Here is a 14,097-nt window from a genome sequence, read left to right as displayed (position 1 = left end):
TTATTTGCCTCCTAATTTTTCAAACACTTTCTCGAATGAAGTGCATACATTTTCATATTGGATTTTTGGTCTTTTAATTAAAATAACGGGAATCCCAAGCTCTAAAGCCGCCTCCATCTTCTCGTCGACCGATCCCACTTTTCCGCTTTCCTTTGTAATAATGAGCGTTGTGCTGAATTGCTCGTAAAGCGCTTTATTCAATGCTTTAGAAAACGGTCCTTGAATTGCGATAATATCGCGCTGTTTCACACCAAGTGCATCGCATTTATCCATATTCTCTTTATTTGGCAGCATCCGGCATACGAGACGAATATTTTCGTTCTGTATTAATTGCTCTGTAAAAACGGCAAGCGTTTTACTGCCTGTCGTCAACATAACTGTTCCTGAATGTGCGGATGCAACAATTGCCGCTTCTTTATATGTTTCCACTTCCGTCACGAGCGGATTTACATAGCTCTGCTGAGGACGTTCATATCGGATATAGGGAATACCCGTTAAATCTGCAGCAGCCATCGCTGTTTTTGAAGCCTCTTCTGCATACGGATGACTTGCATCCACAACCGTTGTTACGTGTCGTTCTTCGATCAGTTCCTTCATTTGCTGCTCATTTAAACGGCCGACATGATACGGAACTTTCGCTTCCTGTAGACTTGCAGCAGCAGAATCCGTAACAACAGTCGCTACCAAATCATAGCCAGCTTTCATTAACTGAACCGCCAGCTCTCTTGCATCACTTGTTCCTGCTAGAAATAAAATCATCAGTTCACCTAATCTCCACAAGGGGCTTCTTCCACTTTAATTTTGCATGACATGTCGACATAATTGAAATTCAGAATTTTCTTCACACGTTTGAAATATTTGAAGAAACGTTCATTCGGATGCGCATGTTCTTTATAGTCCGCAACAATGTCTGTTAGTAAAGGAATCAGTTTTTCCGGATCGATTCCTTCTAAAACAGGTTGTGCGGCATGAGCTGTTCGTCCTACTGGCTTGGAACCGATAAACAAATCGAACTTTTTCTTGCGGTATACAATACCGATATCATCAAAAACCGCGCGATAACATGCCATACCACATCCATTAAAACCGACGTGCAGCTCTTTCGGCATTTTAATGCCACCGAGCGTTTCCATGATCTGTTCGGCATATGGAATGGATTCCGCTTTTTCCCCGTAACAGAAATCACACGCCTTGACGATTACTACGTCACCGACCGGTTGAACGAGTAAACCTGTTTGTTCCACTGTTTTGACCAGTTTTTCAGGCGAATCGGTCGGTACCTTCAGTACAAGACGGTGGTCAGGCGTATACTCCATCGTACCTCTTTCTCCGACAACCTCTGCCAATGTAATCATTTGATGGGGTGTAATCATTTTATTGGCAACACCCGGTGATACAGCAAACTCAAAGATGGATTCCACCTGTTGCTGCACTAAAAAAGGGTTTTCTTCAACTTTTACAGCAGATGTTTCTTTATGTACGAGCGTTAGTGCTTCATTTGCCAGCTGTAATGCATTTGCTTTAATATCCGCTGCTGGTTCAACTGTTTTTTTCTCGATTGCTACAATTTTTTCATACCCGGTCTTCGATTCACCCGTTTCCTGATCCAATGCCCATGGTTCCGCTTCTTTTTTCAATCGCTGGTGCGGTTTTAACAGCTGTTTTTCATCACCTAATGTATATTTTCGCTGATAGCCGCGCGGTGTAATGATTTTATTGTCATAGTAAAATGTTGAAGAGTTCCCCACGACGACCGTTGTCAGCATTCCGATATCATGTTCCAGCATCTCTGCCAATGTTGTTAACACAATATCCTGTGTATCCCGGTAAGCAGCTTTTACTAGTCCAACAGGTGTAGCAGGAGAACGATACTTCAGCAAAATACGCTGTGCTTCAACAATTTGTCTTGTGCGTCTGCCGGATTTCGGATTGTAGAACGCAACGACAAAGTCTGCCATTGCAGCTGCCTCAATCCGTTTTTCGATGACCGTCCACGGTGTTAAGTGGTCACTTAAACTAATTGTGCAAGAATCATGCATAACAGGAGCGCCTAGTAAACTTGCACAGGAGTTAATCGCAGATATTCCCGGAACTACTTCCACTTCAATGCCTTCTTTTGCAGTCCAACCCTTTTCGATTAATACTTCGTATACGAGCCCTGCCATTCCGTATACACCCGCATCCCCACTGGAAATAACAGCAACTATATGACCGGCTTCAGCCTGTTTTACAGCTTCCTGGGCACGCGATACTTCCTCTGTCATTCCTGTACTGACAATGGTTTTCGCCGTCACTAAATGCTCGATCAGTTCCACATACGTCTTATAGCCCATAATATGGTCACTTTGCTGTAGAGCATCGACTGCGCGTTTTGTTATATGCTCCCGATCTCCAGGACCAAACCCTACAACAAAGATTTTTCCTTTTTGCATGTTAACACCCTCCATTTAATAAATAAAAAATGCCCGTACCTCTCGTCAGAAAGAGGTACGGGCATGTGAAATTAATACTTAAAAAGTATATAAAAACACAAAAACAATTACTTGTTTCGCCTATACTTTTCCCTCCGAAAAGTAAGTATCGTTTAAATAAGCAGGTTTCCTGGCTTAAGCTTCGTTTTACTTTCACATCTTCCCATCATTACGACAGTGATTTATTGTGATTTCATCAGCTATTACAGTAGCGGGGGCTGCATTAGTCTTTCACTAATTTCCCTTTTACCTTACAAAATTCTGTAAGCACTTATTTAAATTGCAAATTATTAAATTATTATAAAAATAAAAATAACATAGTCTTTTAAAAAATGATAGGGTAATAATTATCTCAGCAAGCTTTTTTTGCATAAATGAAGTATTTATTATTCGTCTATTAGGTGTTTTGTACATAAATTTACTATCTAACTAATCAAAGATTGTTTAATTTCAATTATTCGCTTTATCATTTACCTGTCTCTCGTTCATTTAGCTTTTTGACATTTGCTACGGCATTTTCAATAGATGCCACCGCAATAATGTTAATATTAAGCTGTTCATCATTTTTTACTTTCTTCGCCTCTTCTTCATTTTCCACAGGTAAAAGAATATGAGAAAAACCGCTTTGTTCAGCAATCAAAGTTTTCGCTTTTATCGAACCTATTTCCTTCACATTTCCTTTACTATCAATCGCTCCTGTTACGGCAACCGGAACATTATTGTTGACTTCACCTTTTTCAATAAGGGCGCTTAACACAGTGGCAAGTCCTGCACTGTCACCTTCTATATCTTCTCTTTCTAAAAATTGATTAATAGCAGAAGAGTTTTCTGGTAAATAAGCAATGACGTTTTCCTTCATCGTTTCAAAATGTTTCTCCGCGGGACGTACATAACTTAGTAATTCTACGTTTTTCGAACGGTACCGGATTTCATTCGTGACAACTTCCGCATCCAAAACTTTTTTATTCGTTGAAGATTCTATAGTATGAATTAAATATCCCAAATCTGTTATATATGGGGCCTCAAAAACATCCACTGCCAGTACATTAACACCTGAATCTTCCACTATTTCAAAAGGCTCGTTATATGAGACAAGGAAATAAGTATACTTTTCATAATCGATCAGTCGGCTTTCAAATATAGTTAATAGAGATAGTATATAAAATATCCCTAAAAAAGCAGCTTTCAACTTCTTTTCGTTCCGGTAAAGAAAAAAACCGGAAATCGAAATACCTAAGCCGACTATAATTAAAATAATAAATAGATAACCGTTAATCTTATCAAAATAATAAGCGAGCAAACCTGATATGTATAAAACGAATGGCAGTACTATTAAAGAAATGCGTTTCAATTTTTCAGCTCCTTGCTAAACTGCAGTTGTACTCCCAAAAACAATCCAATAGCTCCCTTTTCATTGCTCCACTTCAAAAAAGTTCTTTTAGTGGCTCAGGAATTTTCGCAACTTTTTTCTTTCCCAAATTGAAAAAGCAGCCTGATTGCTTTCCGGTACAATGTGTTTGCTTCTCCGTTGCAATTTCCAACTCCATTTCCCAACTTGATTGCCCTATTTTAACCATCCAGCACCGTCCGACCGGTTGATCGAATATTGTTAAAGGTGCTTTGTATTCAACCTCCGTTTTCATCAAAATCGGAGAAATTTGCATTTTCATCATATCCGCCAACGGATAATGTTCATTTAAAAAAGCCATGCGTAAATCTTCAAACCATCTGACGTACACAATATTACTGACAATGCCCATCGCATCAATATCATAGGCGTTTATTTGAATCGGTTGCTCTGCTACTAATTTCCGCATAACGTTTAACCCCCTTATTTTCTTCATAACGGACCATTGTCCAAAATCCGATGTCTTCAAATCCGATCCGCTTATAAATTCGTCCTGCTGCCGGGTTATCATAAAACAGACAAATTGACTTACCTTCAGCGAGCAGGTCTTGGCAAAGCTTTAACATGCAATGTGTCGCATATCCTTTTTTTCCATACCCTGGTCTAGTTCCAACACCTACAATCATCGCGGACTGTGAATTTTCCGCTGTTGTTGATGCGGAAGACACCATTACACCTTGTTCATCACGAATAATATAAGTGCGCCCTGTTTTAAACTTTTCCGCGCGTTCTCTTCCTTCAACACTGAATGTCCCCGTAGAAAATTCCGGAATCGATTGGAGCATTTCAATATTTTCTTCATACTCACTAGGCTGTAAATACGTCACATTTGAAAAATCCAATTCAGCAGTCGGAACAGTCAATTCTGTACATTTTGCATAATACGTTTCACTGTCCCGACGAATATCGCGGTCAATCCATTTTTTTAATGGCGTGACTAAGTGCTGGAGTCCCGATATTTCAATGCGCCCTGGATTTCCGCTGATTATTTTGGCAAATCCTTCGACATCATAATTCACTTCACTATACGGGATGTAGTTCTGATCATAGCGCAGTAAGATAGCAATCAGCCGATCACCGTCAAATTGTCCCCATAAATCCTGGATATCGGATTCCATGCCATACGCTTCAATATCACCGATGATAAATAAATTTTCTGCTGGTTTTTTATGTACAAGTGCCATTGTAATTTCCAAGTCTTCGTTTGTTAATTTTCGAATCATTTTGCTTGCCTCCTATAAAGTACGTTTACGCGCTTTTACGATAAAAGTTGTTGGAAAGTGGCTTGCTTTATGTAGAGAATAATATTTTTCGGAATACGGAATTTCTTCACCTTTTAAATGAGATGGCGTATCACTTTCAATAATTTCTACAAGTTCAAAGTCTGCTTTTATAAGGGCATTTATAAATGTCGCCATTTTATATTTCGGTATTTGCATTGGCGCATCTTCCCCTTTAAATGACGTTGTTTCAATATAACCTTCCCGCTGATAGGAATCCGTTAAAATAAACTGATGATCACGGCATTTGATTTGATTGTAAAAAGGATGTTCCCAACTGAAAACGAACTCGCCGCCTTCTTTTAAGTAGCTGTGAATTAACTTGAATGTTGCCGAAAGATCACTTGACCAGCCAATCGCATAAATGGAATACACTAAATCAAAATAATTTTTCGGTAAACCGATCTCTTTTTCCATTGGAGCCGTAAATAAATTGGCCTCGATGCCTTGTAACGTTTTCTGCGCAAGTGCTCTTTGTGCCTCCGAAAAATCGACACCCCAAAGTTCCTTTGCACCATTATTGTTCATATATAAAAGAGAATGGCCGCTTCCAAATCCAACTTCCAAGACCGCTTTCCCGGCAATCTGTCCGATTAAATTCAGTTCCTCTTCTGTTTGGGCTAAAGGTCCATAGCTTGGCAATGCATCTCCTCCCGCAAAATGCTTCGCTACAATCTCCCAGCTTTTTTTGTTGTTTTCGATAATTGAATTCAAAAAAGTCATCCCTTTCCGCAACGATATTTATGACGATAAATCTATACTAGATGTCCCAATTAAACCACTTTATTCCAGATGTTACAATCCGACAATTTTTCTAATTTGTTTTCGATAGGGTGCGTTTCAACATCTACGAATGGATATATATTGAGTTTACAAAGTTTATAAATGTTCCCAATTGAAGTGTAAATTACCTATTCCTCATATGGTATGAAACTCTTTTCTCGGCACATTCTAATGTCAGAAGGAGGCGATAACAAATGGCAAACAACAACAGCTCAAACAAATTACGTGTACCTGGTGCACAACAAGCAGTTGACCAAATGAAGTACGAAATTGCACAAGAGTTTGGTGTTCAATTAGGACCAGATGCATCAGCTCGTGCTAACGGCTCTGTAGGTGGCGAAATTACGAAACGCCTAGTTCAAATGGCAGAGCAGCAATTACGCGGAAATTCAAATCAACAATAATTAATGAGAAGGAAGCGCTACATAATTTGTAGCGTTTTCTTTTCATTTTGGCTCTTCATCAAGATTACATACAAAGACAAACCAAAATTAAATGAAACTTTTTACTGCTTCCCTCCGTACAAGACAGTAATAACAATTTAAGGAAATATTTCCTTTACTTTAGGAATTGGATACGTTTAGCTGTGGTTTACAAAGGAGGAAAGGTCATTTATGAATATTTATGGTTGGATTGGTTTAGGTGGAATTATTTTCTTCACTTTAATCCCCTTATTGGATAAGAAACATAGAACACGTGAAGAAGTTCAGAAAGCGATTGTGACGGTCGCGATAATAGTTGGAATTATTATTGCCGTTTTAGTTTTCAATATAAATTTCCTCATTGCTTTCCTACTTGGTATTCTGGCTATGATCTTGACGGAACGAAAAACTTATACAAAAAAGCGATTAACCATTTGCGGAGTCATTATTTTAATTACAGGAATTGCAGCATATGCTCTACTTAGAGATAACCCCAATTATATTATCCAACATTTAAAAGAAAATCCGGAATCCAGCTCTTTTTATTTTGCTGAAAACGGCGAACCTCTCATTACCTATCAGTCAACTGTTATACGGCCATTGGCAAGTACAGTAAAAATCCTTATTGCAGTTGAATATGCCATGCAGGTTGATGAAGATAAACTTCAAAAAGACCGGAAAATATCATTGAATGAATTGAACCGTTACTATTTTAAAAATACGGATGGGGGCGGTCATGAAGCATGGTTAGAAGCTTTAAAACAAGATGGAGGCATCCAAAATAATGAAGTCACTTTGCATGAAGTTGCAAAAGGGATGATCACGTATAGCTCCAATGCCAATACAGATTATTTAATTAATCTGCTCGGGGTGGATGCGATCAATCAAAGAAAAAAAGAGTTAGGCTTAACACAGCACGAGGATGTTTATCCAATTGGCAGTGCACTCTTAATCCCTGATTTTATTCAAAAAGATGGGATGTCTGAAAAGGAATTAATCAAGGCACTCCAAAATTTATCAATGGAAGAGTATCGTAAATTAGCCCAATCGATCAGCCTGCAAATAAAAGCAGGCGAAATTAATGTAAGTGAAGAAAAGTTCGACGCATCTCCTGCCGTACAAAGAGTTTGGTCGGATCGGTTAGTTGGCGCTTCTGCAAGTGATTACGGGAAACTGCTCGCACTTATTTCCAATGACGAGCTGCCACCAATTGCAGCTGAAACAATTCGGGATGTAATGGAGTGGCCGATGCAATTAAATGAAGAAAATTATAAGAAATATACACATATTGGCTCAAAAGGCGGCTCTACACTGTTCGTCTTAAACAACGCGATGTATGTTGAAAACCTTAAAGGAGACCAGTACGAAATGGTCATTTTACTGAATGACCTGAAATTTCATGAACGTTTCCTGTTAAGCAACAATCGAAATTCATTTGAAAGAATGCTTTTGAATGATGCAGATTTTCGTGATGAGGTACGTGAAGCGCTGTTGAACTAAGTTTATTATTTCACTACAAAAAAGATGCTTTGCCTATTTTGGCGAAGCATCTTTTTCATTTAGTAATTCCCCGCGCCCACTATTCCCTTTCTGTATACAAATCTTTATACATAATAACGATTAGGGCAGATGTAAACAAAGGTATAAAAATAATCCTTTTTATCGATTACGTTACTGAGTGAGCTATTATCTACAAGTATACTTATCGTTATCGCAATTAGGCTCATGATACTAAAAATGATAAATAACGACCTATTGTTAGCAATGTATTCTTTTTTATTTCAAATCGTAAGTAGACAAGCGCAAAGAAAATTAATACTAGTCTCGTTATAAACAATTGTTCAAATCCACAATAAAAGGTCGCCATTATAAAAATAAGGGCGGCTATATTTAAAATGAGTGATAGGTTGATTTTTTTCATGTCCCCCCCCTGTCAGGCTTCTAACAAAATCCTTACCGTAATTTTATACTATAGGAATGCATTGCCTTCGGGACACCTTCCATGTCAAAAACCCCATCGACAATTAAACGTCTAACTCGATATTCTATAAACTGATCGCCAATATATTGATCGAGATGACCTATTACTTCTCCGATAATTCTGGCTGATTTTATAAAGTCTTTCTGCTGCTTATTTTGATGGATTTTCTTCACTGTATTGGTAATATAATCATCATAGAAATTTTCAGGAACACTCTTTATCTTTTGATTTTGCCAGATTCGCAGAACATCAGTGGATTGACAAAGCTGCTCCCATTCCCTTTCAAATATATGACGTTCCGCTTGTATCAGTAGCCGACCATTTTGCTCATTTTTATAAATTTCCATTAATTGATCTGATGAAAGTTCACCCATATTTAACGGTGTAAAATCGATATCGGATTTCTCAAAATAAAGTTTATACGCTTTGTTTGTATGAATGATTTGAATGTCGATATCTTTATCTTTTAATAAATAAAGCACAAACCGTAAAGCTGTTTGTTCATGTGCGTTTTCTCCTGCCCAAATGATAATTGGGGGATCACTTGGCGTTTGCTGAATATCGATAATCGACTGTCTAAAATGTTCTTCGTAATGATATAGATCCTCATCATCAATAAGGATGTGGTTTCTTAACCAATTCAATCGATTCGAAATACCTTCTATGTTATGTAAGTTCCAAACGGGGCCAATTGAAAATATATCGGAAAGCGTAATTACCCTTTCCTGTTGACTTATCCCTAATTTTTTAAATGCCATTTTCAGGCTGCCTGATGGCGAATCCCCAAAGACAATATGGGTCTTAACATATTGTACAGGTCCAATATTTAATTGATTCTTTTTGTATTCCACCAAATTCTTATATGTTTTATTAATATCTAAATAGAATTGCTCCTCTGAATAGCCATTTTCCTCTTCGACTACTTGCATCCTTAAAAAAATTTGCATTAATAAGGCTTTCGTTTCTTTGTCTTCTAATTGATTTATTACATCGTTCAATTTATCAAACAAATGAATACCCCCTTTTCATTAAATTTTACCATTAAATCCTCTTTTGGTATAACTTTCCTGAAGGTGTCATCCTATTTAATTTTTAGACACAAAAAAAATGCACCCCATAATTGGGATGCAGTTTATCGGTTACATCATTAAAATTAAAGTTTTACGATGTTTGTAGCTTGTGGGCCACGTTGACCGTCTTCGATTTCAAATTCAACTTTTTGACCTTCGTCTAAAGATTTGAAACCTTCGCCTTGGATTGCTGAGAAGTGAGCGAATACGTCGTTTCCGCCTTCAACTTCGATAAATCCAAAACCTTTTTCTGCGTTAAACCATTTTACTGTACCTTGTGTCATTTAAATGACCTCCATTTAATTAAATTTAATAAGATCACAATTCCTCATAAAGAAAAAAATTCACATATTACAATAAGTACTAAATAAAACACGAATACATATTGTAATAGGTGAATTTATTGTTGTGCTTGTAACATTTCTTATTAACCTTAGTATATACCATATTAATTCATTTGTCTATGCATATGAAACAATTCATTACTTTGCCAAATTTATTCTTGTGCAATCTATGTTTGGAAATAGATATATTATTATGAATGTGGACCATTACTAGACATTATTCTCAAAATTACAGTATCATTAGAGGCATCAACTACTTAACGAGGTGTTCACTATTATGGCAGCTAAAAAAGTACTAACTAACGAACAGCAAGAACAGCTTCTCACAACATTGAAAGATCGCTTTTTACAGCATATGGAGCGTCATCCGAATATCGATTGGGAAAATGTACAGACAAAGCTCGAAGCAAATCCGGTAAAACTGTGGTCTCTTAATGAAATGGAACGTACAGAAGGAGAACCTGATGTTGTTGCCTATAACCATGAAACAGACACATATACATTTATGGACTGCTCACCGGAAAGCCCTAAAGGACGCAGAAGTATTTGTTATGACCAGGAAGCATTGGATGCGCGTAAGAAAAACAAACCGGAAGACAGCGCTATCAATATGGCCGCATCAATGGGGATTGAAATTTTAACGGAAGTCGAATACCGCTCTTTGCAGCAGCTTGGGAAATTCGATTTAAAAACATCCAGTTGGGTTCTGACACCACCGGATATTCGTAAACTGGGCGGAGCGATTTTCTGCGACCGTCGATATGAAACTATTTTTATGTACCATAACGGGGCCGACTCATACTACGCGGCACGAGGATTTAGAGGTTCTCTTACTGTATAGCTGTATGATTTAAACTTAAAACAAGCCGTTGTCATACATTCTGACAACGGCTTGTTTCTATTATAGACCATAAAAATCCCGGTACAGTTCTTCCAAGTTCCGGTTAATCGGATTCACCGCATGGATTTGCACACCATTTTTCAATAGCCATTGAAGATAGGTTTCAATCGCAAATGCCGCATCTGTAATTAGTACATTCTCTTTCATCTGGAAAGGAAGTTGTCCTTTTTTCATTATTTGAGAAAGATCACTCTCATACGAATATTTAATTTCGTATTGAACTTCCCTACTCGACTGCAACGAATCTTTATAAAGCTTTCCTTCTTTAATAAACCAGAACGTATCCGTCAAATCTTCGAGTAAATCCAAGTTATGCGTCGAGATGAAGATGCTCATTCCTTTTGCATGCAGTACTTGAATCAATTGTTTTAATTCAATAATGCTCGTTGGGTCCAGTCCATTAAATGGTTCATCCATTAAAATAATGAGCGGCTTCGTCAATATACTTAACGCAATGAGCAAATGCTGGCGCATCCCGTACGAATAAGATTTGACGGGCTGATGCACGTAGGAGCGGATGCCGATCAACTCAATGACGTCATCTATTTCTTGTTGCGGAATATGGTAAATATTCGCCACAAATGACAGATGATCATAGCCGGTTAACTGCATGTACAAGTAATTGTCACTTGGTAAAAAGGAAATATGTTTAAAAAACTCAGGATTATTGTTCGCAATATTGTTTATGTGAACAGTGCCTTTATTAATCTTTTCCAATCCTAATACCGCGCGCATTAACGAAGATTTCCCTGCCCCATTGGGTCCAACGATTCCAATTATTTCACCAGTACCGATTGAAAACGTAATATTATCCAGTACCCTTCTATTTTTATATTCCATTTCAAGATCGTTCACCTGCAATACCATTATGAAGTCACCTTCCTTTTAAATAAAAGCCCCAGCCCGAGTAATAGGATTCCACCGATCAGTAAAATGCCCGTACCCGTCAGGAAGTTCACTTTCCCGTTGTTTGCCTCAATCGATTTCCAGCCATCTACAATATTCCATGTATCAAAATATACAAACGGATTATACATGCTACTTGTTAGTTCAATGTAATGGTTCCCTGCAAAGTACCCGGTAATGACAAGTATGGATGTAACAATAATCGCGGCATAATGATTTTTCATCAATTTCCCGATAAAGCTGAACAAACTATTTAAGAAGAAGAGTTGTAAAAATACAAGCACGCCACTTTTGAAAAGCAACGATGACAAACTGTCAAAATAGAAATAGGCATTGTTCGCAGTTGAAAAGATAAAGGAATCCTCCAGTCGTTCTGTTGCATAAATCAATATCGGATAATCCCAGTCACCTGCACCACCTATTAGCGTAGCAATCAGAAAAACAATCGTTCCCGTAATGAGCAATAAACTACAGGCAACCGTTAAATTGTAAATCCACTTCATTATATAGATAGAAGAAAATCGAATCGGTTTTGTTGCTAAAAAGTTCATCGACAAGGTCGGTCTATATTCATCGGCCATCGTAGTCCATAATATGAATACAAACAAAAACAGGACGACCAACATCAAGTTCCAATCCAAAAACCGATACATTGCAAACGAACTGCTGTCTCCGTATTTTGTATTTTGTTCCTGGAACAGTTTCAAACGTTCATAATGTTCTTGGTCCAAAGCCTGACTCGGGTCATCAAATTTCGATACCCATTTATGTCCAAGCGGCCACGGGGTTATCCTTTTTTCATCCAGAACTATTTCCTGCTCTTCCGATGCCATGTCGGTCATGGTCCAAAGCGTATTATCGCTTTCTTTATAAGATCCCGGTTCAAATGAGTTCATCACATCCCGAAATGTCTCGGCAAATATTGGAGAGTTAATATCCGCCTTTAAATGTTCAAGCGCTTCAAACCGCATTTCTAATTGTTTAATCATTGCCTGATAAGGATTTTGATCAATCATTTCCAGCTCTTCACCCGTCTCCTCAGCCATCCGTTGCTGTAACTCCTGCTCCATTTCAAATTCATCCGCGACCAGCTTCCAGTGTGTTTGATCTTGGATATTCGTATTTTGCGAGCTCTCGATTATTTTCAGTGCTTTGTCAGGAAATGTTCGATACTGCTCATTCACTACAATGACCGTACCGCCAATTATTCCGAATAGCAGAAGAACGGTTAAAAGAATATGCCCTTTCCGTTTCTTTTTCATATGCTCAAACTGTAGTAATTTGAATTTCCTATTTGGACGATACTGTTTTTTCGATGCTGTATATTCTGGAACTCCCAAACTGACACTCTTCATATTAATAACAGCATAAGTAAGACCAGTACACACCATAACCAGCAAGAACATAATGATTAGATAAAAGACTAAACGATTCGAATTCAGTAATAGCTGTTCATACGAAACAATCAGGTGAATCGGGTTATACATAAGAAAGCCAGTCTTTAAAGAAACGATATAGCTGATTAACACCGGCAAACTAATTAGAGAGAACAACAAACCTAATTTCGCTTGCTGTTTAATCAGGCAAGTAAACAGCAGTAATAATATCGTGCTGAATATTCCCCAACCTATCGGGATGAATACTAGCCATTTCCATATTGGAATTAATACAACTTCAGAATTGACCGTCACTTCAACGGGATAGTAAATTGTGTTGAGATTCCCTGATAATAACGGCGGCAGGAAAGACAAAACGTATCCGATGACGATGTAACACAACTCGACAAGTAATAATGGCATCAAATAGCCAAAATAAATGGCCGTACTGGACAATGAATTCATTTTAAAGAAATCGAAAGTACGATTTTCTCGGTCGAACATATATTTATAGCTAAAAACTAATAAAAGAAGAAAGGCCGTAACGGGGCTGAATAGAATTTGGAATAATTGTTTTGTAAATAAGGCCGTTTTATATGGCGTATTTTGTTCTGTATAGGCCAACTGATGATCAATGAGCGCTTCAGCTTTCTCCTTTTCTACTGCGACTGAATGTTCTCCAAGATAAGGGATTGCTTTAAATGCTATGTAATTTTCATATTCGTTTAAAAAGGCCAGCTGCTGCTCAGCAATCTGTAGATCGTTCTCGTCTAATTTCTTTAAAATATCGTTTATATATTGCTCTTTCAATAGAAGACTTTCCGATGATTGCTGTTCTTCAGGAGTAAGACCTATTACACGTTCTTTCGTTAATGTACTTGTAATCAATAAATGTACGGTATCTTTCCGGTTGTTGAATGTTTCCTGCAGTTCCTGCTTGGTAGCACCAGATTGTATACTATTCATTATGAGCATCGATCCGACAAGTACAATAATTGCCACAGGTAAAATAAAAATATATTTGCTTTTCAGCAAGCCCTTCATGAGAAAACGAATTACTTCATTCATCATTCTCCCTCCTTCCCCTTTAGTTTGCTGAAAATATAAATTCCTCTTTGAACAGAACTGCCATAAAGCGGTTGCTTGTCCTTTTCA

13 protein-coding genes and 1 riboswitch are annotated in these 14,097 nt (G+C 37.8%); of the genes, 3 read left to right on the top strand and 10 right to left on the bottom strand.

Annotated features, from left to right (window positions below):
• From cobK to MKY51_RS07015, 6 genes are all read right to left on the bottom strand, one after another.
• Positions 1 to 759 (bottom strand): precorrin-6A reductase, encoded by a 759-nt coding sequence (gene cobK / locus MKY51_RS07040; protein ID WP_176142126.1) that lies wholly within the window; start codon positions 757 to 759, stop codon positions 1 to 3.
• A gap of 8 nt (positions 760 to 767) precedes the next feature.
• A complete protein-coding gene (gene cobJ / locus MKY51_RS07035) occupies positions 768 to 2,432 on the bottom strand; it encodes a precorrin-3B C(17)-methyltransferase (protein ID WP_339176144.1) in 1,665 nt (554 codons plus the stop codon).
• 141 nt (positions 2,433 to 2,573) lie between these two features.
• Positions 2,574 to 2,761, bottom strand: a riboswitch (cobalamin riboswitch).
• Positions 2,762 to 2,937: 176 nt separating this feature from the next.
• Entirely contained in the window at positions 2,938 to 3,822 is an 885-nt protein-coding gene (locus MKY51_RS07030) for a S16 family serine protease (protein WP_339176142.1), read from the bottom strand.
• Positions 3,823 to 3,895: 73 nt separating this feature from the next.
• Positions 3,896 to 4,288, bottom strand: coding sequence for a thioesterase family protein (locus MKY51_RS07025; protein ID WP_339176141.1), 393 nt, complete (start codon positions 4,286 to 4,288; stop codon positions 3,896 to 3,898).
• Complete coding sequence (locus MKY51_RS07020) at positions 4,242 to 5,102, bottom strand: GNAT family N-acetyltransferase (RefSeq protein WP_339176140.1); 861 nt, start codon at positions 5,100 to 5,102, stop codon at positions 4,242 to 4,244. Before MKY51_RS07020 ends, MKY51_RS07025 begins: the two co-directional genes overlap by 47 nt.
• Positions 5,103 to 5,114: 12 nt before the next feature.
• Entirely contained in the window at positions 5,115 to 5,882 is a 768-nt protein-coding gene (locus tag MKY51_RS07015) for a class I SAM-dependent methyltransferase (RefSeq protein ID WP_339176138.1), read from the bottom strand.
• Positions 5,883 to 6,136: 254 nt separating this feature from the next.
• Here MKY51_RS07015 and MKY51_RS07010 point away from each other — a divergent pair, with 254 nt between their 5' ends.
• Both MKY51_RS07010 and MKY51_RS07005 read left to right on the top strand, forming a co-directional pair.
• Positions 6,137 to 6,346: an alpha/beta-type small acid-soluble spore protein gene (locus tag MKY51_RS07010; RefSeq protein WP_339176137.1), complete on the top strand. Its 210-nt coding sequence runs from the start codon at positions 6,137 to 6,139 to the stop codon at positions 6,344 to 6,346.
• 210 nt (positions 6,347 to 6,556) lie between these two features.
• Positions 6,557 to 7,864, top strand: coding sequence for a serine hydrolase (locus tag MKY51_RS07005; protein WP_339176136.1), 1,308 nt, complete (start codon positions 6,557 to 6,559; stop codon positions 7,862 to 7,864).
• 453 nt (positions 7,865 to 8,317) lie between these two features.
• On the opposite strand, the gene MKY51_RS07000 is transcribed toward MKY51_RS07005, so the two are convergent.
• Together MKY51_RS07000 and MKY51_RS06995 are read right to left on the bottom strand one after the other, a co-directional pair.
• On the bottom strand, positions 8,318 to 9,355 hold the full coding sequence (locus tag MKY51_RS07000; RefSeq protein ID WP_339176134.1) for a DUF1835 domain-containing protein: 1,038 nt from the start codon (positions 9,353 to 9,355) through the stop codon (positions 8,318 to 8,320).
• A gap of 143 nt (positions 9,356 to 9,498) precedes the next feature.
• Entirely contained in the window at positions 9,499 to 9,699 is a 201-nt protein-coding gene (locus MKY51_RS06995; RefSeq protein WP_008406560.1) for a cold-shock protein, read from the bottom strand.
• A 337-nt stretch (positions 9,700 to 10,036) separates the two neighbouring features.
• Between MKY51_RS06995 and MKY51_RS06990 the strand changes: the two genes are divergently transcribed.
• Positions 10,037 to 10,600, top strand: coding sequence for a DUF4256 domain-containing protein (locus MKY51_RS06990; protein ID WP_339176132.1), 564 nt, complete (start codon positions 10,037 to 10,039; stop codon positions 10,598 to 10,600).
• Positions 10,601 to 10,660: 60 nt separating this feature from the next.
• On the opposite strand, the gene MKY51_RS06985 is transcribed toward MKY51_RS06990, so the two are convergent.
• On the bottom strand, positions 10,661 to 11,527 hold the full coding sequence (locus MKY51_RS06985; RefSeq protein WP_339176131.1) for an ABC transporter ATP-binding protein: 867 nt from the start codon (positions 11,525 to 11,527) through the stop codon (positions 10,661 to 10,663).
• Complete coding sequence (locus MKY51_RS06980) at positions 11,527 to 14,010, bottom strand: hypothetical protein (protein WP_339176130.1); 2,484 nt, start codon at positions 14,008 to 14,010, stop codon at positions 11,527 to 11,529. The genes MKY51_RS06985 and MKY51_RS06980 overlap by 1 nt, the downstream gene beginning before the upstream one ends.
• Positions 14,011 to 14,097 lie beyond the last annotated feature (87 nt).

Source organism: Solibacillus sp. FSL R5-0691 (genome assembly GCF_037974225.1).
GTDB lineage: Bacteria > Bacillota > Bacilli > Bacillales_A > Planococcaceae > Solibacillus.
The sequence above is the reverse complement of the archived record's forward strand: the minus strand, read 5'-3'. Positions and strand labels throughout refer to the sequence as shown.

What these genes read in the sequence shown, in the direction of transcription:
- cobK (WP_176142126.1), bottom strand. Translation starts at nt 759, where the DNA reads ATGATTTTATTTCTAGCAGGAACAAGTGATGCAAGAGAGCTGGCGGTT.
- cobJ (WP_339176144.1), bottom strand. Translation starts at nt 2,432, where the DNA reads ATGCAAAAAGGAAAAATCTTTGTTGTAGGGTTTGGTCCTGGAGATCGG.
- MKY51_RS07025 (WP_339176141.1), bottom strand. Translation starts at nt 4,288, where the DNA reads ATGCGGAAATTAGTAGCAGAGCAACCGATTCAAATAAACGCCTATGAT.
- MKY51_RS07020 (WP_339176140.1), bottom strand. Translation starts at nt 5,102, where the DNA reads ATGATTCGAAAATTAACAAACGAAGACTTGGAAATTACAATGGCACTT.
- MKY51_RS07015 (WP_339176138.1), bottom strand. Translation starts at nt 5,882, where the DNA reads ATGACTTTTTTGAATTCAATTATCGAAAACAACAAAAAAAGCTGGGAG.
- MKY51_RS07010 (WP_339176137.1), top strand. Translation starts at nt 6,137, where the DNA reads ATGGCAAACAACAACAGCTCAAACAAATTACGTGTACCTGGTGCACAA.
- MKY51_RS07005 (WP_339176136.1), top strand. Translation starts at nt 6,557, where the DNA reads ATGAATATTTATGGTTGGATTGGTTTAGGTGGAATTATTTTCTTCACT.
- MKY51_RS06995 (WP_008406560.1), bottom strand. Translation starts at nt 9,699, where the DNA reads ATGACACAAGGTACAGTAAAATGGTTTAACGCAGAAAAAGGTTTTGGA.
- MKY51_RS06990 (WP_339176132.1), top strand. Translation starts at nt 10,037, where the DNA reads ATGGCAGCTAAAAAAGTACTAACTAACGAACAGCAAGAACAGCTTCTC.
- MKY51_RS06985 (WP_339176131.1), bottom strand. Translation starts at nt 11,527, where the DNA reads ATGGTATTGCAGGTGAACGATCTTGAAATGGAATATAAAAATAGAAGG.
- MKY51_RS06980 (WP_339176130.1), bottom strand. Translation starts at nt 14,010, where the DNA reads ATGAATGAAGTAATTCGTTTTCTCATGAAGGGCTTGCTGAAAAGCAAA.